A 21,717-nucleotide genomic window follows, 5' to 3' on the forward strand; every position below is an offset into this window, starting at 1 on the left:
GGCGGGGCGCTCGCATAGCCAAGCCCGTTACCCAGTCGGTTAAGCATACACCGCCCAGGGCGGAGAATAAAAAACCCGTACGTACCTAGCTCATAACCAGCGGCGTAACGCGTATTCCTCAACGACAAAAAGGCCTCCCGCTCGGGGAGGCCACAAGGAGCACGCCAGCTCACATGATTAGCGCAAGCTTATTTCTTGACGCTAAACTCGGGGTAGGCTTCCAAACCGCACTCAGCGATATCGACGCCTTCATACTCTTCCTCTTCGCTAACGCGGATACCCATGACCGCTTTCAGCACCAGCCACACCACCAGGCTTGCGATGAAGACCCAGCCAAAGATGCCCACGATACCGATTAGCTGTGCACCGAAAGAGGCGTCACCGTTGGTGAGCGGCACTGCCAGCACACCCCAGATACCAACCACACCGTGTACGGAGATCGCACCGACCGGGTCATCCAGCTTCAGCTTGTCGAGGGTCACGATAGCGCCCACCACAATCAGGCCACCCACCGCACCAATCATGGCAGCGCCCAGCGCTGACGGAGAGAGCGGGTCAGCGGTAATGGCGACTAGGCCAGCCAGCGCACCGTTCAGGGCCATGGTGAGATCCGCTTTACGGAACCACAGCTTGGCTAGCACCAGCGCAGCAATCACGCCACCGGCAGCCGCTGCATTAGTGTTCACGAACACTTGTGCAACGTTGTTGGCTGAACCGATATCGGACATTTTCAGCTCAGAGCCGCCGTTGAAGCCGAACCAGCCCATCCACAGGATGAAGGTACCCAGCGTTGCCAGCGGCATGTTGGCACCAGGAATCGCATGGATAGAACCATCTTTACCGTACTTGCCTTTACGCGGGCCCAGTACCAGCACACCTGCAAGCGCTGCAGCCGCACCGGCCATGTGCACAATGCCGGAACCCGCGTAGTCAGAGTAGCCCACTTCAGACAACCAGCCGCCACCCCAGGTCCAGTAGCCAGACACCGGGTAGATGAATGCCGTCATCACCACGGCAAAGGCCAGGAACGCCCACAGCTTCATACGCTCAGCAACCGCACCCGAGACAATCGACATGGCAGTTGCAACAAACACTACCTGGAAGAAGAAGTCAGAGCGCATGGAGTAGTAAGGCGCATCGTCGCCACCGGCCAGCACTGCATCGGCGCTGTTTTCAGTGCCGATCAAGAAGCCCAGGTTCGGCAGGAAGCCGCCTGCGCTGCTGGAGTACATAATGTAGTAGCCCACCAGCAGGTACATGGTGCAAGCAATCGCGAACAGCGCAATGTTTTTCGTCAGGATTTCTGCGGTGTTTTTGGAGCGAACCAAGCCCGCTTCCAGCATGGCGAAGCCAGCGGCCATCCACATGACCAGCACGCCGCAGATCAAGAAGTAGAACGTATCGAGCGCATAGCTCAAATCAGCTAACTCATTCATGAGGTGTTCCCCGTTATACTAAGCGAAGTTATACGTCATCAGCAGATCGATGGGCGGCGCTTAAACGGCGTCGGCACCGCGCTCACCGGTACGAATACGGATCACATCTTCCAACGGCGTCACAAACACTTTGCCGTCGCCGATTTTGCCGCTATTCGCTGCATTACAGATGGCGTCCAATACGCTCTCCAAGCGCGCATCGTCCACGGCGACTTCCACTTTCACCTTGGGCAGGAAGTCGACCACGTATTCCGCACCGCGGTAGAGTTCGGTATGCCCTTTTTGGCGGCCAAAGCCTTTCACTTCAGTGACCGTAATCCCCTGAACGCCGTTGTCGGCGAGTGCTTCACGAACGTCGTCAAGCTTGAATGGCTTGATGATAGCGGTGATGAGTTTCATCCCGGATCTCCCCTGCTGGATCAGTCCCACTCGGTGGAAAGCGGCATGGCCGCCCGAATTTAGTGCTTGCCCTGCTAATGCGCATACCGTGCCACCCACTTTTTTATTTTTATATTTCAGTCACTTAACCTATTTATATAAGCAACTTACGGTAACAAACCGGCGCTACCGATTAGCGCTCGCCCGGGCTTTGCACCATTAATGAACATTAAAAAAAGCTAGCCGCTCCATTTCGATGCATTTGTCCGCTCCCCATCTGCTCACTATCCATTGCGCTTAATTAACAAACGGCACATGCGAATCCACGGCGGGTTGCGTATCCTTACTCACAAGCAGTTCACATTTATGCGTGATCGTTTAAGGAGAGAGCCATGGCGCCCCAAGACCGCATTAGCCGCTTAGCCCAGCAGATCGGCGACCGTTTGCAGAATGCCTCGCAAGCCCCGGAAGATATTCAGAAAGGTGTCCAGCAGGTGGTACGCGGCGCGTTCGATCGCCTGGAGCTGGTATCGCGGGAAGATTTCGATATTTTGATGGATGTGCTGCAGCGCACCCGCTCCCGGGTAGAAGCCCTAGAGCGTCAAGTGGCCAGCCTGGAAGCGGCGGTAGAGGCCTCTAGCACCACCGCCGCCACGCCTGTAGAAGCTGAAGTACCGCCCGCCCCTGTGCAACCTTCCAGCACAACTAAGCCAACCGCTGACGGCGCTGAGTAAGTACGCCGTTTTGCACGGCATGGGGCAGGTTCGGCTGCCCCACTTCTTGCCCCTACCTCTCTCCCACACTCTCTCCCGTCCTCTCCCCTGCACTTAATTCAAAACCTTATACCAGTGAACAAGAATCACTATCATTGACAACCCTAGTGATAGTGCTATCGTGCGCTTATCTGCAGCCTCACGCGTGCCGTTAAGCACCAATACGGCGCAGGCACTACGCTCCACCCACGATAGCGACTGCCCCAATGCCTCAGCAGGAACGCTTAGCAACGCCTGAAATCACCCCCTTTTCGTTGGCCCAACTTGGCCAGCGCTTCGGCATTCACTACCGCATTGAAGGCCCTACTTCTCCGCGCCAGCCGGTCGCCACTGGTCATGTACATGACGTTAGCCTGCGCCACGGGGTGCACTTAACGCTCTCTGATTTGCAGGTAGAACGTGGCTATACCTCCACGTCTTACCAAAGCGTGCCATGGTTCTTGAGCGTTATCTTGGAAGGCACTATTCATCTCCAAATGGGCAAGCAGCAGATACAGCTCTCTGCAGGAGATGGCGTATGCAGCCACTTTGATGCCCGGCACCCACTCACGGTGCATCAACCTGTTCAGACACGCCTTCGTACTGTGAATATTGCGGTTCTGACCACTGCACCCTTAGGCCTACCCACCCCGCCTGATGCTTCATGTTTGCATTGCTGGAAGCTCCCCAAGGCCCTCTGCGAAACGCTTTGCACCATTAGTGAGCAACCGCCCTCGCTCTGGCGACAGGCGCTCGTTTGGCAGGGGTTAGCACTGCAACTGATTGGATTAGGTTTGCCCGAACGCCCGACAACGCTGCCCGAGCATAAACGCCTTTCTACCCGTGATCGTCATTGCCTCACGGCACTGCACTCGCGCATTGCTCAGCATCCCGCCGAGCCTTATAGCCTCACCGCATTAGCCAAAGAAGCCGCTATGAGCCCCAGCAGCCTGCGCCAGAAGTTTCGCGCCTGCTACGGCTGCACGCTGTTCGACTATATTCGCCAAGTGCGATTACAGCAGGGGTACGAGGCACTGCAACGAGGTGAGAGCGTGCAAAAAGCGGCCCATCACTGTGGGTATCGGCATGCCAGCAACTTCTCCAGCGCCTTCAAACGCCACTTCGGTTTTTCCCCTCACGAGTGGAATCGCTCCAGCGTATAGCCCGCGCTTGAGTTCCTTTCGCGTGTACAAACATGTCAGCGCGCATAGCAGGCTTGGCACGGCGCATACCTTTACGACGCCATAAAAAGCAATAATTATCATTGCTTAATAATACTGATTCCACTTCCTCCCAGGATCACTTATGGCCTCTACCCATCGCTCCTTCTTATGGGCGCCTTTGAGCAGCGCGCTGCTCGTTGCGTTGGCAACGCCTGCGGCGGCACAGCCAAACACTGACTTAGCCACCGTCACCGTGACTGCCCAGCAGGCAGCCACCAAAGTGGCCACGCCCTTTATCGAAACCCCACAGAGCGTTTCGACCATCACCGAAACGCAGATGTCGCAACGCGGCGTCAGTACCGTACAGCGCGCCACCGACTACACCCCCGGCGTGTACAGCAATCAAATTGGAGCTTCCAACCGTTTTGATTACTTGGTGTTAAGAGGCTTCTCCGATGGCAGCTTGAGCAACACTTTTTTAGATGGCTTGAAGGTGATGGGCGACGCCAACTCCCATAGCAGCATGCGCATCGACCCCTGGTTTTTAGACAGCATCGAAGTGGTGCGCGGCCCTGCATCCGTGCTGTATGGCCGCGCCTCACCGGGCGGCGTGGTGGCCCTCAACAGCAAACGTCCTGAATTCGAGCCGGGCGGCGAGCTGCGCGTTAGGGTCGGTAATAATGATCAGCGCAGCGCTGCGTTTGATCTCACTGGCCCGCTGGGGGAAGAGCAGCGCGTTGCGTTTCGCCTCACCGGCATCGCCAGCGCCGCTGATACCCAGTTTGGCCCAGCCGAAGAGGAGCGCTACGCTATTGCGCCACGGCTGACCTGGGACATGACCGACGCCACCAGCCTGACCGTCGAAGCGTATCTTCAGGATGAGCCAGAAGGCGGCTACCACTCCGGCGTGCCTTATGAAGGCGCGGTGATCGCTCGCAATGGCCGCCAAATAAGCAATAACTTCTTCGATGGCGAAGCCGACTACGACGCCTATAAGCGCACCCAGCGCATGCTTGGCTATACCCTTGAGCACCGCTTTAACGACCGCGTATCCGCCCGCCAACTGCTGCGCTATCTCAATTCAGACGTGACGCTAAATCAGGTGTATGGGTTTGGCTGGGCATCGCCGACCTCAAACGCACTGGCCCGCTACTACTCCGGCAGCGAGGAATCGCTTCATGCCTTAACGGTAGATAATCAGTTAGAAGCCCGCCTGACCAACGGCTTCATGGAGCACACCCTGCTGTTGGGAGCGGATTACCAGCAGCGCAAGAACGAGGTTGCCTGGCCTTCCGGCGCGTTCCCCTCGTTGGATGCCTTCAACCCGGTTTACGGCAGCGAGCCGCTGGCGTTCTACGCGCCCATCCGGGAGAACCACGAGTTGGAGCAAACCGGCGTCTACCTTCAGGATCAGATCACCGTCAATAACTGGCGCGTGACGCTAGGCGGGCGCTTTGACTGGGTAAATATCGACAGCACCAATCGCGACAGCGGCGCTACCAGCGCGTTGAGTGACACCCAATTTAGCGGCCGCGCTGGGGTGGTGTACCTGTTCGATAACGGCATCGCCCCCTACGTCAGCTACTCGACGGCCTTTACCCCCACCAGCTTCGTCGATGCCAACGGCGACCTGCTCGCTCCCATGGAGGGCGCACAGTGGGAAACTGGCGTGAAATACCAGTCCAACGAACAGCAGCAGTACAGCGCAGCGCTGTTCCACATTAGCCAGGAGAACGTGGCCACCAAAGAGCAGCCTACCGACCCCTACCGTGCCGTAGGCGAGATTGAGTCGCAAGGCATCGAACTGGAAGCCCAAACGCAGCTCACCGAGGCGCTCTCACTTCAGGCAGGCTACAGCTTTACCGACATTACTTACGCCAAGAGCGACGACGGCAACCAGGGCAATAACGCCATTTACTCCCCCCGCCATCAAGTACAGCTGTGGGGCCACTATGCCGTGCAGAAGGGTTGGCTAAGCGGTGTGGATATCGGCGTGGGCGTGCGCCACTACGCTGATATTGCCGCTGACCGAGCCAACACCGCCACCGTGCCGGACTACACCCTCGTTGACGCCACGCTGGGCTACGACTGGAGCCAAGCAGGCCTCAATGGCGTCGAAACCCGCCTGAATGTGCACAACGCGCTGGATAAAGAGTATGTGGCGTCGTGTAACTCACTGGAGTACTGCTATTTCGGTGCCGAACGCGGCGTCACCGCCAGCGTTCATTACCGTTTCTAAGCAGCGGCCACACCCAGGCGCACGCGCCCTGTGCATGCCTGGGTGTTTCTATTTGCAATTGATAAACAGACTCGTTTAAATAAGGCGCTTATTGCTAGGTACTAACCTCATGCGCTGTTTCCCCCGACTGCTTATCCTGGCTCGCCGCAGCCTGCTCGCGGCTGGCCTGCTGTTGTCTACCACCAGCCACGCCCAGTGGGCCACCATCGACTGGACCATTGCCGAGACGCTGCTCGCGATTGACGCGCCGATCAGCGGCATTGCGCAGCAGCCCGCCTACCACGACTGGGTGGGCGAGCCGCGCATTCCCGAGCATGTGATGGATATTGGCCTGCGCACCCAGCCCAACTTCGAGCTGCTGGCCCAATCGCCTCCCGAGCAAACGCTGCTCTCGCCTATGTTTACCGGGCTAATTCCCCGGTTGGAGAAAATCGCCCCGGTAGGCACCTTCGCCCTCTACTCACCGGGCGCGGAGACATGGCAAGAGATGCAGAGCCTCACCCGCCAGTTGGGCGAGCTGACCGACCGCAACGCCGAAGCCGAGGCGCTGATTGAGAGCACCGAACAGCTGATGGCCGAGCTGCGCCGCCAGCACAGCGACTCGCCCCCACTGCTGATGGTGCAGTTTATGGATGCCCGGCATGTACGGGTGTTTGGCGAGAACAGCCTCTATAACGCCGTGCTAGAGCAGCTTGAGCTGCCCAATGCCTGGGACCAACCCACCAACGCCTGGGGATTTTCACTGGCCGGTATCGAAGCGCTGGCACGCTACCCCGATGCCACGCTGGTCATCGTTGACCCACTCCCCGCAGGCGTGGAAGAGCAGTTGGAAGGGAGCGGCCTCTGGCAGCACTTACCCAACGTGCAAAACGGCCGCCTGCTTCGCCTACCACCAGTGTGGAGCTTTGGTGCACTGCCCTCCGCTCAGCGCTTTGCCCGCGAACTCACCAGCGCGTTGAATGCCCATCACGCTGACTAGCCCGCCATCAGCCTGCCCACCTGAGTAGCGCACAAGGCCTGACATAAAGTAGGCTTAGCCAACGAGATAGCTCATTAAACTGAGTGAGCCGATTGATAGACGTTGCGAGGGAGCGCCATGACACTAGCGATTGTCGCCACGCGGGCAGGCGTGGGGTTAGAAGCACCGGCGGTACATGTAGAGGTTCACTTAGCCAACGGTTTGCCGGGGTTAACCCTGGTGGGGTTGCCGGAAACCGCCGTGAAAGAGAGCCGCGAACGGGTGCGCAGCGCCTTGATCAACGCGGGTTTTGATTTCCCCAACACCAAGCGCATTACCCTCAACCTCGCCCCGGCGGATCTTCCCAAAGAGGGTGGCCGGTTTGATTTGCCGATTGCACTGGGCATCCTCGCGGCCTCCGGCCAAATCCCGGTAGATGCGCTGGAAGGCATGGAGTGCGCAGGGGAACTGGCGCTGGATGGCAAACTGCGCGCGGTGCCCGGTGTGCTGCCGTTTGCGCTGGCCACCCGACGCGCTAACAAAGCGCTGATTGTGCCCCGCGCCTGCGCCGATGAAGCGGCTCTGGCAGGCGATTTACCGGTGCTGCCCGCCGACTCTCTCTGGCAAGTGGTGGCCCACTTACTGGGCCAGGAGAAAATTCCGCCCCACCAGCTCTCAGCCTCCGTCAAATCCACCGCCCCCATGGCGGACTTAGCCGACGTGCGCGGCCAGCATCAGGCCCGCCGAGCGCTGGAAGTCGCTGCTGCAGGGGGCCATAACCTATTGCTCGCAGGACCACCCGGCACCGGCAAAACCATGCTCGCCAGCCGCTTACCCGGCATTTTGCCGCCGCTGTCAGAGGATGATGCGCTACAGGTGGCGGCGGTGCGCTCGGTATGTGGCTTGGCGCTGGAAGCCGACTGGGGCCAGCGGCCCTTCCGCCAACCCCACCACAGCGCGAGCGCCGCCGCGCTGGTCGGCGGCGGCTGTCATTTTCAACAATTGTTGCGACTAAACAATAATTGCTGCGACAATCTCTATGTTGAGTTTACATAGAGCACGCCCTTGTGACCGTTTCTCTCAAACAATCCAGAACCTTTAGCTTTCAAGATGGCACCCTTAAAGACGAAACTGAGCGCTTGGTCGTTTGGTGGTACGGGCCTATCTTCAAAAATATCCGCTCACAAAGCGTCCCTAAAATTTATGTATTTTTAAGACCTATTGATCAGGAGAACAAATTAGGAGACGTGATTAAGCGAACGACGGTCTTAACGCATGTCGGACTATTGAGAATCGGCTCCGTCTGGGAAAAGGGCGTGAGCAACTCCCGCATCGCATTTGAGGAGAAAACATTCCCTGTTTCGTTCTCTCCGGGCGGCTGGCGGATTGTCTCCTTAGACGACTTGCACAAAGCAGGGCGCAGCCTCTATACCTCCTTTCATGAGGCAAGCTATTTACCGCTGGACAGAAAACACAAATCGTACCTGATTGAATTTGACCTCCCAGATGGCAAACATCTGCTCATCCCTTGCACCGAATTTTTTGCACGCGTTTACGGTCGATCATCTGAAATCAAGCGTGTGCTCGCCACTTACTGTTGGGAGGAGGTCAAAGAACGGCTTTATCGACCGCTTAATGCGCCCCCATCGCCAGGTACCTGGCCTGTCAGATTTACATATCGTGTTCATAGGCACGATGCGATTTTGCTCGCGCACATGCTGTACGACCCCTATGCCGAACAAGCTGCCAGAGATATTTATGCGCAGACTGAAGCCAGCTTCCCCCAAGATAAGATGCTTTTAAAAGTCACTCCATGGTTTCAAGGCAGCGGGGAAATCTCTGTTTCTGGCGTTCCAATTGATGGTGGCAACACATTCCTAGGCTTGCAGATATTAGGCTGTACGCAGCCCGATGGTGCCACGATCCACCGCGAAAGAGAGAAATCAACGACAGTACCAGCCACCGATGGCGACGATGCCCCCTCTCAGTTCCCCTATCATCAGCTTCAAGACATCCCCGATGTCATTGACCTGACGGATGATGACGAGCCCGACCATGGTTCTTCCTGGCTAGACCTTACTGAGGACGAATTCGTTATTTTAGGTAAGCCTCGCGCCGTCTTGGATAAACGATATACCCGAAAAAGCGTGCCCGATACACGAGGCGTCCCCGTTCCGGGTGACGAAACCATTTTCTCCACTGGGGAGCCACATGGGTCAGGGAAGGGAGTGGGACAAGCGTCTATTCATGCTCCTATTACACTGGAATCACAGGGCTTTCTACGTGATATGTGGAATGCGCTTCTCTATTTACAATCGGCCTATCCCGCAACGATTCGTGGCGTTAGCTGGTTTACCTTTGAAGACGGATTCAGCACTTCTCCTGACCCTCGGTTAATCAGCCTCGAACCTTTCGAAATAGACGAGGAGGTGGAAACGTCAGTCGCTAATTGGGTTTACATTGATACTCAGACCAAGGTACCTCGCGGGGTGCTCGTCGTTCGGGTGCATGTGTTAGATCAAACGCTCTATCTCATGGAGATCCAACGACGCCCTCCAAAACCCAGAGCTGGCGGTAGCGAGGAGGCATCCAAGCCTCCTTCCTATAAAGGTTTAGTCTTCACGCTGAGCCACCAAGGCAGCTTCGAGCAGTGGTTACGCCAAGTGCTGTCTAACGTGCGGCACGTAGAAGGTGTTGTCCAAAAACTAGTTGGTCACTGCCCAGGATTCGCCGATACGTTCAAGCACCCTAAATCCAAAAAGGAACAGATACCCTGCGAAGCCTCTGTGTTAAATGCTTTTAGCAAGGTCAGTATTGGTCGCAGTGACTTAGCATAGGTACTATTTGCCACCTTTATGAGTAGCGGTGTCTGTTTTGTCGGTAAGAGCAACCTGTACACCCCGTGTGCAGGTTGCTCTTCTGACGAAGAGCCGATACGGCCATCCCTTCAGTGGCGGGCGAGGATCTTCGCTGCGATGGGCGAAGTGATCATTTGAATCACGGCAAAAAAAGCGGCTGGAATTGCGATCTCTGATGGCAAGCCAGAAGCAGCGACAAACGCTGCAGCGATGCTGAATTCCTTTTTACTGACCGTGAAAAGATAGGTAATCACCTCTTTGCGATCAGAGGTGAGTAACCGTGAGGACATACCTACCAGGTACCCAATCAAATTGAGGCACAGGGCCGCGCCCGCAATCACAAACGCATACCAGCCATAGCCATTGATCGTGGTGGCATTCGGCCCGACCACGGCGAGTAAGATCAGCAGATACAGAATCGACCCTATCCCTGCATACGCTGAATCATGCCGTGCAAAGAAAGCCGAGAACTTTGTACGCAAGCTGACCCCAATCACGGTAGGAAGAAGCACGATTAGTGTTAATTCAAGAATAATTGATCCAAGCGGTACGTCTAACTGAAGGCCGGTGAGCCATAAAAACAGGAAGGGAACAATAAACGGACATAACGCGGTGTTGACTGCGTTGAAAACAGCGGCAAGCGCCACATTGCCTTTCGCCATCAGTACCAAAAGAGGAGAGGACACATCTGTCGGCAGCGTGCCGAGCAAGGTTTGGCCAGCAGCCAGCGGGCCGCTTCCAAAAAATAGACGGCCCGTTAGCCACCCGGCAATCGACATAGGCCCATAGACCAGCCCCAATGCCAACAACTGCCGTGACGGCTTTCGGAACACGATGCGCACTGCATGCGCATCGAATGTGAGGCTGATAATCAACATCAGTAATGCCAGTAATGGCCCAATCGCGAACTTAAGCATTATTCCGGTGGCCGGAAAGAGTAAGCCTCCCCCCGCGACGACGATTACAAACCAGACAAGGTGCGCCTCGACAAAATAAATGAATCTACCCATGGTGGATTGGACGTTACCGGTTGAAGTGGATTGAGCCCCGCACCTAAAACATGATCACCTTCGGCCCAGCACACAAAGGCTCCTTGGTAGCTAGGGACGTGCTTCCCAATCCAGCGATGCAAATAGATAATGCTCAAGGGTTGAAGCTTTAGTTGCTAGAGGTTTTATAGTACCAAGAACAGATAATTCGAGAGAAGGTAACAGATGGGACATCATCATGATCATCCCCACATTGATCCTGCCTCTGGCGACCGGCGCGTCAGCATCTCCATTTGGGCCAATGGGCTCTTAACCATCGCTCAAATCGTCGGTGGCATTATGGCGGGGAGCCTATCGCTGATCGCTGATGCGTTACATAACTTTTCTGACATGGCAGCATTAGTCATTGCCTTTGCTGCTCGTAAAATCGCCAGACGGCCTGCCGATGCGCATATGACCTTTGGCTATGGCCGCATCGAGATAGTGGCAGCACTCATCAATTACACCACCCTCATTATTGTCGGTGTCTACCTGATTTACGAAGGCGCTATGCGGATGGTCGATCCCCCTGAGATAGAGGGATGGACGATCGTGATTATTGGTGGCGTCGCGCTCGTCGTCGATGCCCTTACCGCCATGCTCACGTGGTCAATGCAAAAAGAGAGTGTCAATATCCGCGCCCTTTTTCTGCATAACTTATCGGATGCGTTTGCCTCCATCGCCGTGATTATCGGTGGTTCGCTTATTTTACTGTACGACATGCGCTGGGTGGACCCCGCGATCACGATAGGGATTGCGCTATATATTCTTTACCTAGCCTTCTCTGAAATTGGCGGCCCTATCCGTACGCTAATGCTGGGATCTCCCCCGGACATTGACGGGCAGGCAGTCGTTGAGACCGTACGAGATATCGAGGGAGTCCAGGATATTCACCATGTGCATCTATGGCAGATGCAGGAAAACATGGCAGCCCTTGACTGCCACGTGGTTCTGACAGAAACCGGCTGGCAGCAGCTTGAATCCGTCAAAGCAGAGATCAAGGAGCAGCTTAAAATGCGCTTCAATATTGCTCATTCCAGCCTAGAGTTTGAGCATAGTGACCACGCGCATCAAAATGCCAATCTATATGGGCATGAGTGACAGACCGAGGCCGGCTCCCAGCTCAGGTAGATAGCGAGTAGCTTACTCCCATAGCGATTGGCTTATTTTTCAACCCTACTTTTCCACCCCATCGTTGAGACAGAGAGAGAAACATGTTCAAAAAAGCGTCTTTTATATTGGCCGGTACGTTAATGCTGACCGCTGCGATCGTCGCCGTATCGAAGCCTGCCCTCTTAGACATGCAAGCTCAGGCAGCAAAAGAGAGCGGTGTCCAGGCCGAGGACTCCTTGGTGCGTTCACACTCCCCCATCTTGGGACGAGAAGACGCGCCGGTGACGATTGTGGAATTCTTCGATCCGGCTTGCGAAGCCTGCCGTGCTTTCTATCCCCTGACAAAAAGTATTCTGGAAACCTACCCAGAAAAAGTGCGGCTCATCGTGCGCTACACTCCTTTCCACGGCGACGTATCGGACAAGGCCATTCGGGTATTAGAAGTTGCTCGTCGTCAGGGCGTCTTTGAACCGGTACTGGAGAGGCTGCTGGCTCGCCAGGATCAATGGGCTTCACATGGCAGTTTTGATGAATCCGCTATCCTCGATATCGCGAGCCAAGGAGGCCTTGATTTAGCGGCTGCCGAAGAGCAACTGACTTCTGCTGAGGTGCAGGCGGTGATTGACCAAGACATGGCGGATGTCAGAGCCAATCAGATTCGCCAAACACCTACCTTTTTTGTCAATGGCGAGCCTTTAGACCCCTTTGGTATGCAAGAGCTGATTGATGCCGTCGAGAGTGAAGTAGCGGAGATCTCTGGGGAAGAGGATGGCCAGTGATGCAGCGCTGGTGGTTACTAGGCTTGGTGGGCTTTTACCCCTTGCTAGCCGAAGCCAATTGGCAAACGCATCTGTCATTGCCTCCGTCTGAACTTAGCCCTGTCAAGTTACAGGCGGCTAGCGAGCAAGAAGGCACATTACCGCTCGATAGCGTTGATACCCTAACCTTTGGGCGTGATGTCGTCATTGATACCACCCTCTACGAGGCCTTGGCAGCAGAAGGTGTCCCAACGCGTTTCGCCACTAAACTGGAAACACTGCTCAGCGAGTTTATCGCAGCGCCGCTGGAGTTTTCTGGCAGTGAACGTATTCAATTAGTGTGGGAGGAAGATCGACGCCAGGACGGCGCCCGTGTTGGGCCACCACGCCTCAGTTATGCCGCTCTGCCTGATCAGGCAGAGCCCTTGGAGGTCATATGGCCGGTCACCCAAAAGGGGGACGTAGCTCTTTTCAAAAGCGACACCCTGCTAGGCACGTTGCGGTTGCCCGTGCTTAGTGCCCGCTTAACGTCTCGCTTTGGGAATCGGCGACATCCTGTGTATGGAGGGATGCGTCCTCATAATGGAATTGACTTGGCTGCGCCGACAGGAACGCCGGTCATTGCCACCGCACCTGGGCGCGTATTCTTTATGGGTCGCCAAGGGGGATATGGGCAGGTGATCGAGGTGGAGCACGACACAGGGGCCATTAGTCGCTACACACACCTTAGCCGATTCTCCCCACAGCTAGTGGTTGGGGATTTAGTCAATGCGGGAGAGTCGCTCGGAGAGGTAGGTTCCTCCGGGGTCGCCACGGGCCCCAACCTGCATTACGAAGTGAGAGTCAATAACCAGCCTGTTGATCCCCTTGGTCAAGGTCAACGCATCATGTTGGGTGAGCAGCCGACTCAAGGTGAATATCAAGCGTCACTTTACGAGGCAAGAGATCGCTTGGAACAAGCTATCGGCACGGCGTCCATTTATGACTTGATCTCGTTTAACGAGCCGTAACCACCCGTGCTTAGCAACGTTGCATGGATTGTTAGTAACGTGAACGTGTGCTTGCCTCGTTATGGAACCCTAGCGCTGTGATCACTCATCTAACACAAGACAGGTAATCGGTATGGAAGAGGTTTCTCTCGTCACAATGGGGGTATTGGGAAGCCTTGCCGCGGGCTTGATGACGGCTGTCGGGGCGCTTCCTATCTTGTTTACCAAAAGACCGAATCGTGGTGTTCGCGATTTAGCGTTGGGGTTCGCCGCTGGCGTCATGCTAGCGGCCTCTTTCTTCTCACTGATCATACCCTCCTTAGAAGCCTCGGAGCTGCGTTACGGAGGTAGCGTGGTACCTGCTGCCATTGCCTGTGCGGCCATCTTGCTAGGGATTGGAATGGTCGCACTACTGAACGAACTCTTACCTCATGAGCACTTCGAACAGGGGCGAGAAGGGCCAGAGGCTGCCTCACTACGTCGTATCTGGTTGTTTATTATTGCCATTACGATACACAACCTGCCAGAGGGGCTGGCCGTTGGCGTGGCCTTCGGCGCAGGGGGAAGCGAAGGAGGCATTCCACTAGCGATTGGCATTGGACTTCAGAATGCCCCAGAAGGACTGGCCGTAGCAGTATCACTGCTAGGCGTGGGCTATTCACGTTGGCGGTCATGGACGATTGCCGCCCTTACGGGGCTTGTTGAGCCGTTAGGTGGCTTATTAGGCGCTGGAGTCATCAGCATGTCACAAGCGCTACTGCCCTGGGGGTTGGCCTTTGCAGCGGGGGCGATGTTGTATGTGATCAGTCATGAGATTATTCCCGAAACTCATCGAAGCGGGCACCAAAAAAAGGCCACGCTGGGCCTCTCCATCGGATTGGTACTCATGCTGTTTTTGGATGTTTCGCTGGGCTAACCATTGGGCGTGGGGCGTAGCGTTAGTGCTAACCCAAGTCGTGAGCCCCTCCGTGCGATTTTTCAGTGATACAGAGCTGATGATCACTGATGACCTCAATGATTCGGCAGCTTTCCACTTTACTACCGGCACACTGTGTGACCATCCGTTGAAGCTCCTCACGCAGTATGGACAGTCGTTGAAGGCGGGACTCCACTTTCTTTAGGTGATGCGTGGCGATGGCATCGACTTCTTGGCAAGGCATATCAGGTTGATCTGACATGGCCAAAAGCTCTCGCACTGACTCCACCGAAAAGCCAAAGTCACGGGCATGACGAATAAAGGTCAAGCGCCGCACAGCGTCGTCTCCATAGCGGCGCTGCCCCCCACCGGTTCGTGTCGCATCGCGCAACAGCCCAATACGCTCGTAATAGCGAACCGTTTCAGGTTTGCAATCGGCTCGTCGTGCTAACTCACCAATGCTGATACTTTGGCCGATCATCGACATGGTAAAACTCCTTACGCAGGGCTTGAAGCTGTAGTTGCTACAAGGTTTACACTTAAAAACCATAGCCCATTGGCAGGAGAGGCACCATGAAAACATCAACGCCGACAACAGCGCCTACCACCTTGACGCTGCGTGTTGAAGGCATGGACTGCGGCGGTTGTGAGCGCAAGGTTGTGTCGGCGCTAGAGCGACTGGAAGGCATTGAGGAAGTCACGGCAAGCTCGGTCACGGGATCAGTGAAGATTCACCACCACGATCACGGGGCCCCCTCGCGAAAGACCATTGAGGGCATCCTGAACGAACTAGGCTATCAAGTGGCTTCCCATGATGGCCAAACACGCGCATCTGGTGCTTCATCCTCTTGGTGGCAAACCGCTAAAGGGCGCTTGGTCATTATCACAGGAAATCTGCTGATAGTGGCCTTCGCGCTTCGTTTAGCATGGCCTGCGCTGGGTAATATGCCTTTCATTTTGGCCACGCTAGTCGGCTTAATACCCATTGCGCAGAGTGCCTGGGGCGCCCTCAAAATGCGCAATCCCTTTACCATAGAGATGCTGATGTGCATCGCTGCGCTTGGCGCATTGGCCATCAATGCTGCCGCTGAAGCTGCGATGGTCGTGTTCTTGTTCGCCGTAGGTGAGCTACTCGAAGGGGTAGCTGCTTCACGAGCGCGCCGCAGTATCTCAGCCTTGGCAAATTTAACACCCTCAACGGCGAGGCTGATGGACAATGGCCATCTGCGTGACGTCTCGGCGGAGTCACTTAAACCCGGGCAGCGTGTGCTGGTGCGGCCCGGTGATCGCGTACCCTGCGATGGACGCATCCTGGTGGGCACCTCCGACATTGACGAGTCGCCGGTAAACGGCGAGTCCATACCCCGTTCGCGAGCGCCTGGTGATGACATTTTTGCTGGCACAGTGAATCTTGATGCCGCCCTGGAGGTGGAGGTAACACGAGGCGCTGATGACAATACGATCGCACGCGTTATTCGTCTGGTTGAAGAAGCACAGGCCGCCAAGGCACCGATAGCACGCTTTATTGATCGTTTTGCGTATTACTATATGCCCGCCGTCGTCTTACTCGCCCTACTGATGGCGATAGTGCCACCGCTGGTATCGACCATGGCATGGTCGGAGTCGATTTACCGTGCGTTAGCATTGCTGTTAATCGCATGCCCCTGCGCGTTAGTCATTTCCACCCCAGCCGCCATCGCCGCCGGTCTCTCGGCGGGAGCTCGGCGCGGACTACTGATCAAAGGGGGAGCCGTTCTTGAACAGTTAGGTAAGCTTCGCTTGGTGGCATTAGATAAAACGGGCACCCTCACTGCGGGTACCCCAAGAGTCACAGATGTGGAGTCTTGGATTGCTGAGGAAGACGATAACAGCGTATTGCGGCTCGCCGCCGCAATAGAGCGGGATTCCAGTCACCCTATCGCCACGGCTATCGTTGAGCATGCCCGACAGTCGGGCATCAACCTCCCCACCGTCACCGGCGGCCGCGCTCTGGCGGGGCGCGGTGTTTCCGGCCAGGTGGAGGGTCGCGAGCTGAGCTTAATGACGCCTCGTCACCTTCACGAGAAAGTCATCCTTGAGGAAAGTCTCAGTGCTCGGATTGTCGCGTTAGAAGAAGCCGGTAAGAGCCTCGCTCTCCTCGTCGAAGGCGAGCGTTTACTGGGCTTGATCGCGGTTCGCGATGAGCCACGCGAAGATGCCATTGAAGGCCTAGCGGCGCTATCCCGTTTAGGCGTACAGGCGGTCATGCTCAGCGGTGATAATGCCCGCACCGTCGCTGCCACGGGGGGTCGCTTAGGCATTGAAGCGTACGGCGAACTAATGCCTGAAGACAAGGCAGCGTATGTTCGAGACTGGCAAGCGGCTGGCCGTGGCCCCATCGGTAAAGTAGGCGATGGCATCAACGATGCACCGGCACTCGCGGCAGCCGATGTGGGTATCGCGATGGGGGGTGGCACGGATGTGGCGTTGGAAACCGCCGATGCAGCCTTGCTCAAGAACCGCGTTACCGGCATCGCTGAGCTGATAGACCTCTCTCGTGCCACGCTGCGCAATGTGAAAACCAACGTTGTTCTCGCCCTTGGCTTAAAAGCCATTTTCCTAGTTACAACGGCGCTGGGTATTACCGGCATGTGGATTGCGGTGATGGCCGATACCGGTGCTACCGTCCTGGTGACGTTGAACGCCATGCGACTGCTGGGTTACCGCTTTTCGCCCAGTACCGCAATGACAGGCCTGTCACAAGGAAAAACAACGTCATGAGAACAGCGCCAAACGATAGCCCTTCACGTCGCTGGCCATGGTTCACATTAGCTTGCGTGATGGCTCTAGCCGATCAACTGGTCAAGGAAATTGTGCATGCCCAGATGTCGTTTGGCCAAGTCATTCCGCTAACGCCGTTTTTTAACTGGGTTTATACCGGGAACACAGGAGCCGCTTTCAGCTTTCTCGCAGAAGCAGGGGGTTGGCAGCGCTACCTCTTTCTTGGTTTAGCGTTGGTGGTGGTCGTCGTATTGGTTGTGCAGCTATGCAAACCCCTGTCGCGCTTGGAGGCCTGTGCGTACAGCCTGATTCTTGGCGGCGCGCTCGGTAATACTGTTGATCGCTTAGCGCGAGGGTACGTCGTCGACTATCTGGACATTTACTGGGGCGAATGGCATTGGCCCGCCTTTAACATGGCCGATATCGCGCTATTTGCCGGTGTATTGATGTTCGCGATGGCGTTATGGCGTGAAAGTCCTGCTTTTAAGCGCTCTGAGTAACGCTATGGATGTGGTCGATAAAGATAAAGAATATACGCTTTTTGCTGGGCGCTCCTCACCAATAGTCGATTGCGTTGTAGCGCTCGCCGCTGGGGTGCTGACCACCTTGAGTGCCGCCCCCTTTTCCCTATGGTGGCTTGGCCCAGTGAGCGTGGCACTGGTCTATTGGAGAATAGCGTCGCTAACGCCCGCCATGGCCACCCTGCGTGGGTGGTGCTATGGGGTAGGCCTGTTCGGTTCAGGCACGTCGTGGGTCTTCGTTGCTATTCACGATTTCAGTGGCACCGGGGCCTTGGTGGCGATGCTCCTCACCACTCTTTTTGTCAGCGTCCTGGCGCTCTTCTTTGCAGTCCCCTTTGGGCTCTATCGACGCATCACGGGGCCACGGTTCGCCTTTCTTAGCTTTGCCGGTATGTGGGTGGTGAGCGAATGGCTACGCACTTGGATGCTCACCGGCTTTCCCTGGTTATTGCTGGGCACCTCTCAGATTGATTCTCCACTAGCCCCATGGGCGCCCGTTGGTGGTGTGTACTTGCTGTCACTCATGACCGCGCTGACAGGTACGTTAGGGGTAGAGGTACTGCGTCGCCGCTGGAGTTTCCTTGTCCCAATGGCCGCCTTGTGGATCGTTCCATTCCTATTGCCCGCCCAATGGACAACCCCGGCTGGCAAGCCCATCCGGGTGGCATTGCTGCAAGGGAATCTTGACCAGCGCATTAAGTGGACTGCCCAAGGGCAGCGCGAAGCGATCAGTATCTACACGACGATGACACGGGAGCAAGCAAGGGATATCGATCTCATCGTTTGGCCTGAGGCAGCCCTTCCCATGCTTGAGCAGGAAGCACAGCAAATACTTGAGCAAGTAGCGTCCGACCTGGGGCCTGACACCGCCTTGTTGACCGGCATTTTGCAACGCGACAGTGAAGGGCGCTCTTATAACAGCGTCATAGGGCTAAATGATGTGCAGGGCGAATACCAGAAGGCGCACTTGGTGCCCTTTGGCGAGTATTTGCCATTCCAAAGTCTCCTCGCTGGCACCCTTGCTTTTTTCGACTTGCCAGTACCTCGCCTGACCCCAGGGTCAGGCGAACAGGCTCCGTTACACGTGGCTGGAGCCACCATTGGCAATGCCATTTGTTACGAAATCATTTTTGCCGACCATGTCGCCCAACAGGCGCGTAATGCCGAGCTGCTATTAACGGTTTCCAACGATACGTGGTTTGGGCGCTCCATTGGCCCACACCAACATCTTCAAATGGCGCGTCTACGTGCCTTAGAAAATGGTCGTCACCTACTTCGAGCTACCAGTAATGGCGTGACGGCCATCATCGATTCACAAGGTCACGTCACAGCCCGTGCCCCACAGTTTGAACAGGCCAGTTTAACGGGCGAGGTGACCCCGATGCAGGGCCTAACTCCTTTCACACGCACCGGTAGTGGCCCCGCTTGGATACTCGCTGCGGTGCTGACACTGCTCGGGTTACAACTGAACTTATCTCGATCAAAAAACGACGCATTAGATGAAAAAGGAACCTAGCGATGCTCTTGGCAAAGAACGCAGCAATACTTAAGAGATTCCTCCCATGGCCAATGCAGATCGGCTTCATCGTGAGTGTGATGGTTTCGTTTCTGGCATGGCTCCCTGTCGCCATGGCGGCACAACCTTCCACTGCCCAGGAGACGGAATGGCCCAAGGGGCATTACCCGCTACCTGAGGAAGGCAATATTATCGGAGAGGCTGACACCTTCATCGTGAAGAATTACGAGGATACTCTGATTGATATTGCCAGACGTCACAACCTTGGCTACCAGGAGATTGTACGTGCTAACCCAGAGGTCAGTATTTGGGTGCCCGGAGTGGGTACTGAAGTAACCATTCCAGGACGCTTCATCCTGCCGAATGTCGAGCGTACTGGGGTCGTCATCAATATCGCCGAGCTGCGGCTTTACTACTACCCAGATGTCAAAACCGGTGAGACACCGCGCGTTGAGACCTATCCTATCGGCATCGGTCGCGAAGGGTTTGATACACCCCTTGGTGTGACCGAGACCACCATGAACATTAAAAACCCCGCATGGTACCCGCCTGAGTCGGTAAAACGTGAAGCGGAAGCACGCGGCGAAACCGCACCAAGCGTTGTACCGCCCGGCCCCGATAACCCGCTAGGAGACCATGCCATCATCCTAGGCTTCGATGGCTATTTGATTCACGGCACCAACCAGCCCGATGGCATTGGCATGCGCGCAAGCCGAGGTTGTATCCGCATGTTACCCAAAGACATCGAATCTATATTTGACCGCATTCCACCCGGCACCCAAGTCAACATCATCAATCAGCCGATCAAGATAGGTTGGGAAGGCGGTCAGCCGCTGATTCAAGCCTTTCCGCCGCTTGGAGAAGAAGAGCACAGTATGACCGCACTCACAGAGACCATGACACGCCTTAACCAATACAATGTCGATAACGTAAACCTCGATTACGAGCAGCTCAGCGATGTCCTGTCACTCTCTAACGGGCTTATAACCCCACTACATCCAAAGCAGGAACAGGAGCCACAGCGCCACAGCCCAGAAGAGAAGGCTATCAAGGGCATTTATGAAGACCTGGTTTTGACGTCATCTCAACGGTCATGACACGCCTTTTGGCACCCCGTTGAGCCCTGGCATATAGGTAGAGAGCCATAGCCCCGTCCAAACGGCGGGGCGACATTCGCCTACAGAGTCGCGGGGCCCTCCAAGTGACTGCGCGCTATCAGTGTCTTAGCACTCAATATCCAGAGGCAGCCAGTAGGTAACGCCACCCACTACCACCTGTATCCCGTCTGTCGTCCGCTCTACGGTCTGTTGTCGAAGCATTTTCTGCGTTAATTTTGTGTCATGGAAATACTCCATGGCAGCAACGATCCATGCCTCCCTCCAGGCCTCTCCTTGATCAGCACACCGGGCCATCGTCATCAGGGTGCGGGCTAGTGTTTCTTTTCGCCGCTTTCTTGCCCGTTTTACATCCACCCGAGGAGCCAACGTGGTGGCATGTTGGCGATTTAAGAAATTAGTAAACCCCGTGACCGAGGCTGCTTGTCCGGGCACCGCATGCAAATAGTTGTCCACATCGCCCTGTTGAGGCAGTCGCTGCCCCTCCCGGTCAGTAGCGAGTAGCAATGCGGCTGCCGCTCTTAGTGCAAGTCGTGCGGAGGTGTGGGACGTTTTGCCCGCCTCTATACGGGTTTCCAATTGCAGCCAATAGGCTTGCAGCACTTGGTCTGATAGCGAAGCGAACGGCATAGAACTGAGACACGCTTGAATACGTCTTTTCTCTGAGTCGATCCGCTTTGCTTGGTGATCCGGCTCTACCCCTTGCTCTTCATGCAACCATCGCATGGGAAGCCTCACACGCCGCAAGCCCTCCGCCCCGAAGTGATGAAGTAGCTCCGAATAGCTCGGTATCCGTGACCATGCCTGGTCGAGCTCAAGGAAGAACGAGAAGAAATGATTGATCTTGAGGGCAGCCTTATGCGGCCCAGTGATACGAATCAGCCATTCACCAAATTCCCCAAAGGCCTCACTTAACGCTTTGGTAGTGATACCGGCTTGGCCAATGGTGATGCGTTTACGGCATGTTCGCGTCCAATAGCAGGGCTCACAGGCATCACCTCGACCCGCTGGCATGGGATTACCACACGATGGGCAGGCAATTTCCCCTTGCTCATTACAGGCTTTGCACAACGCATCCCCGTTGGGTGCCACCACCAATAAACGATGTCGACGACATGCAGAACAGGTACCGTGGTCTGCTGTCGAACAGCGTGGACATAAGCGATGATCATGCCCCATACGCGCCACTCGGGTAAGACGTTGAGATGCTTTCCCAC

The 21,717-nt window shown here is 55.8% G+C and carries 18 protein-coding genes and 1 pseudogene; 14 read left to right on the forward strand and 5 right to left on the reverse strand.

The window, feature by feature from the left end; translation table 11 throughout:
- Nucleotides 1-188: 188 nt before the first annotated feature.
- Both NH398_RS11075 and NH398_RS11080 read right to left on the reverse strand, forming a co-directional pair.
- Entirely contained in the window at nucleotides 189-1,436 is a 1,248-nt protein-coding gene (locus NH398_RS11075) for an ammonium transporter (RefSeq protein ID WP_253018566.1), read from the reverse strand.
- Nucleotides 1,437-1,496: 60 nt separating this feature from the next.
- Complete coding sequence (locus tag NH398_RS11080) at nucleotides 1,497-1,835, reverse strand: P-II family nitrogen regulator (RefSeq protein ID WP_058579766.1); 339 nt, start codon at nucleotides 1,833-1,835, stop codon at nucleotides 1,497-1,499.
- 371 nt (nucleotides 1,836-2,206) lie between these two features.
- Between NH398_RS11080 and NH398_RS11085 the strand changes: the two genes are divergently transcribed.
- The 6 genes and pseudogenes from NH398_RS11085 (at nucleotide 2,207) to NH398_RS11110 (ending at nucleotide 9,763) form a co-directional block, all read left to right on the forward strand.
- On the forward strand, nucleotides 2,207-2,548 hold the full coding sequence (locus NH398_RS11085; RefSeq protein WP_159343507.1) for an accessory factor UbiK family protein: 342 nt from the start codon (nucleotides 2,207-2,209) through the stop codon (nucleotides 2,546-2,548).
- Nucleotides 2,549-2,793: 245 nt separating this feature from the next.
- A complete protein-coding gene (locus tag NH398_RS11090; protein WP_253018568.1) occupies nucleotides 2,794-3,729 on the forward strand; it encodes an AraC family transcriptional regulator in 936 nt (311 codons plus the stop codon).
- 142 nt (nucleotides 3,730-3,871) lie between these two features.
- Nucleotides 3,872-5,968: a TonB-dependent siderophore receptor gene (locus NH398_RS11095; RefSeq protein ID WP_253018570.1), complete on the forward strand. Its 2,097-nt coding sequence runs from the start codon at nucleotides 3,872-3,874 to the stop codon at nucleotides 5,966-5,968.
- 109 nt (nucleotides 5,969-6,077) lie between these two features.
- A complete protein-coding gene (locus tag NH398_RS11100) occupies nucleotides 6,078-6,947 on the forward strand; it encodes an ABC transporter substrate-binding protein (protein WP_253018572.1) in 870 nt (289 codons plus the stop codon).
- 117 nt (nucleotides 6,948-7,064) lie between these two features.
- Nucleotides 7,065-7,913, forward strand: a pseudogene (locus NH398_RS11105) (magnesium chelatase domain-containing protein); the annotation flags it as partial.
- 80 nt (nucleotides 7,914-7,993) lie between these two features.
- Nucleotides 7,994-9,763: a hypothetical protein gene (locus NH398_RS11110; RefSeq protein WP_022521296.1), complete on the forward strand. Its 1,770-nt coding sequence runs from the start codon at nucleotides 7,994-7,996 to the stop codon at nucleotides 9,761-9,763.
- A 110-nt stretch (nucleotides 9,764-9,873) separates the two neighbouring features.
- Here NH398_RS11110 and NH398_RS11115 read toward each other — a convergent pair whose 3' ends face one another.
- Nucleotides 9,874-10,794: a bile acid:sodium symporter family protein gene (locus NH398_RS11115; RefSeq protein ID WP_022521295.1), complete on the reverse strand. Its 921-nt coding sequence runs from the start codon at nucleotides 10,792-10,794 to the stop codon at nucleotides 9,874-9,876.
- A 204-nt stretch (nucleotides 10,795-10,998) separates the two neighbouring features.
- Between NH398_RS11115 and NH398_RS11120 the strand changes: the two genes are divergently transcribed.
- The 4 genes from NH398_RS11120 (at nucleotide 10,999) to NH398_RS11135 (ending at nucleotide 14,588) form a co-directional block, all read left to right on the forward strand.
- Nucleotides 10,999-11,913, forward strand: a complete 915-nt coding sequence (locus NH398_RS11120) for a cation diffusion facilitator family transporter (RefSeq protein WP_022521294.1) — start codon at nucleotides 10,999-11,001, stop codon at nucleotides 11,911-11,913.
- A 113-nt stretch (nucleotides 11,914-12,026) separates the two neighbouring features.
- Nucleotides 12,027-12,704 (forward strand): thioredoxin domain-containing protein, encoded by a 678-nt coding sequence (locus NH398_RS11125; protein WP_022521292.1) that lies wholly within the window; start codon nucleotides 12,027-12,029, stop codon nucleotides 12,702-12,704.
- Entirely contained in the window at nucleotides 12,704-13,693 is a 990-nt protein-coding gene (locus NH398_RS11130; RefSeq protein ID WP_022521291.1) for a M23 family metallopeptidase, read from the forward strand. The genes NH398_RS11125 and NH398_RS11130 overlap by 1 nt, the downstream gene beginning before the upstream one ends.
- Nucleotides 13,694-13,805: 112 nt before the next feature.
- Nucleotides 13,806-14,588 carry a ZIP family metal transporter gene (locus NH398_RS11135; protein ID WP_016916429.1) on the forward strand — a complete coding sequence of 261 codons (783 nt, stop codon included), beginning with the start codon at nucleotides 13,806-13,808 and terminating at the stop codon, nucleotides 14,586-14,588.
- A gap of 28 nt (nucleotides 14,589-14,616) precedes the next feature.
- Here the strand turns inward: NH398_RS11135 and NH398_RS11140 are convergent, their stop codons facing one another.
- On the reverse strand, nucleotides 14,617-15,075 hold the full coding sequence (locus NH398_RS11140; protein ID WP_253018574.1) for a helix-turn-helix domain-containing protein: 459 nt from the start codon (nucleotides 15,073-15,075) through the stop codon (nucleotides 14,617-14,619).
- An 86-nt stretch (nucleotides 15,076-15,161) separates the two neighbouring features.
- On the opposite strand from NH398_RS11140, the gene NH398_RS11145 reads away from it, so the two are divergent.
- From NH398_RS11145 to NH398_RS11160, 4 genes are all read left to right on the forward strand, one after another.
- A complete protein-coding gene (locus tag NH398_RS11145) occupies nucleotides 15,162-17,348 on the forward strand; it encodes a heavy metal translocating P-type ATPase (protein ID WP_172422356.1) in 2,187 nt (728 codons plus the stop codon).
- Nucleotides 17,345-17,848 (forward strand): signal peptidase II, encoded by a 504-nt coding sequence (lspA, locus tag NH398_RS11150; RefSeq protein WP_290441468.1) that lies wholly within the window; start codon nucleotides 17,345-17,347, stop codon nucleotides 17,846-17,848. Before NH398_RS11145 ends, lspA begins: the two co-directional genes overlap by 4 nt.
- Nucleotides 17,849-17,852: 4 nt before the next feature.
- A complete protein-coding gene (gene lnt, locus NH398_RS11155; RefSeq protein WP_016916425.1) occupies nucleotides 17,853-19,385 on the forward strand; it encodes an apolipoprotein N-acyltransferase in 1,533 nt (510 codons plus the stop codon).
- A 113-nt stretch (nucleotides 19,386-19,498) separates the two neighbouring features.
- On the forward strand, nucleotides 19,499-20,482 hold the full coding sequence (locus tag NH398_RS11160; RefSeq protein WP_227408090.1) for a L,D-transpeptidase family protein: 984 nt from the start codon (nucleotides 19,499-19,501) through the stop codon (nucleotides 20,480-20,482).
- A gap of 126 nt (nucleotides 20,483-20,608) precedes the next feature.
- Here NH398_RS11160 and NH398_RS11165 read toward each other — a convergent pair whose 3' ends face one another.
- Nucleotides 20,609-21,514, reverse strand: a complete 906-nt coding sequence (locus NH398_RS11165; RefSeq protein WP_016916423.1) for a hypothetical protein — start codon at nucleotides 21,512-21,514, stop codon at nucleotides 20,609-20,611.
- Nucleotides 21,515-21,717: the final 203 nt, after the last annotated feature.

The sequence above is a fragment of the Halomonas sp. CnH100-B genome (assembly GCF_024124605.1).
Taxonomy (GTDB): Bacteria; Pseudomonadota; Gammaproteobacteria; order Pseudomonadales; family Halomonadaceae; genus Vreelandella.

Bases quoted from the DNA above. Each gene is read 5' to 3' on its own strand.
- NH398_RS11165 (WP_016916423.1), bottom strand. From the start codon at position 21,514: ATGCCAGCGGGTCGAGGTGATGCCTGTGAGCCCTGCTATTGGACGCGA.
- NH398_RS11145 (WP_172422356.1), top strand. From the start codon at position 15,162: ATGAAAACATCAACGCCGACAACAGCGCCTACCACCTTGACGCTGCGT.
- NH398_RS11115 (WP_022521295.1), bottom strand. From the start codon at position 10,794: ATGGGTAGATTCATTTATTTTGTCGAGGCGCACCTTGTCTGGTTTGTA.
- NH398_RS11160 (WP_227408090.1), top strand. From the start codon at position 19,499: ATGGCGGCACAACCTTCCACTGCCCAGGAGACGGAATGGCCCAAGGGG.
- NH398_RS11140 (WP_253018574.1), bottom strand. From the start codon at position 15,075: ATGTCGATGATCGGCCAAAGTATCAGCATTGGTGAGTTAGCACGACGA.
- lspA (WP_290441468.1), top strand. From the start codon at position 17,345: ATGAGAACAGCGCCAAACGATAGCCCTTCACGTCGCTGGCCATGGTTC.
- NH398_RS11095 (WP_253018570.1), top strand. From the start codon at position 3,872: ATGGCCTCTACCCATCGCTCCTTCTTATGGGCGCCTTTGAGCAGCGCG.
- NH398_RS11085 (WP_159343507.1), top strand. From the start codon at position 2,207: ATGGCGCCCCAAGACCGCATTAGCCGCTTAGCCCAGCAGATCGGCGAC.
- NH398_RS11080 (WP_058579766.1), bottom strand. From the start codon at position 1,835: ATGAAACTCATCACCGCTATCATCAAGCCATTCAAGCTTGACGACGTT.
- NH398_RS11125 (WP_022521292.1), top strand. From the start codon at position 12,027: ATGTTCAAAAAAGCGTCTTTTATATTGGCCGGTACGTTAATGCTGACC.
- lnt (WP_016916425.1), top strand. From the start codon at position 17,853: ATGGATGTGGTCGATAAAGATAAAGAATATACGCTTTTTGCTGGGCGC.
- NH398_RS11130 (WP_022521291.1), top strand. From the start codon at position 12,704: ATGCAGCGCTGGTGGTTACTAGGCTTGGTGGGCTTTTACCCCTTGCTA.
- NH398_RS11100 (WP_253018572.1), top strand. From the start codon at position 6,078: ATGCGCTGTTTCCCCCGACTGCTTATCCTGGCTCGCCGCAGCCTGCTC.
- NH398_RS11135 (WP_016916429.1), top strand. From the start codon at position 13,806: ATGGAAGAGGTTTCTCTCGTCACAATGGGGGTATTGGGAAGCCTTGCC.
- NH398_RS11090 (WP_253018568.1), top strand. From the start codon at position 2,794: ATGCCTCAGCAGGAACGCTTAGCAACGCCTGAAATCACCCCCTTTTCG.
- NH398_RS11120 (WP_022521294.1), top strand. From the start codon at position 10,999: ATGGGACATCATCATGATCATCCCCACATTGATCCTGCCTCTGGCGAC.
- NH398_RS11075 (WP_253018566.1), bottom strand. From the start codon at position 1,436: ATGAATGAGTTAGCTGATTTGAGCTATGCGCTCGATACGTTCTACTTC.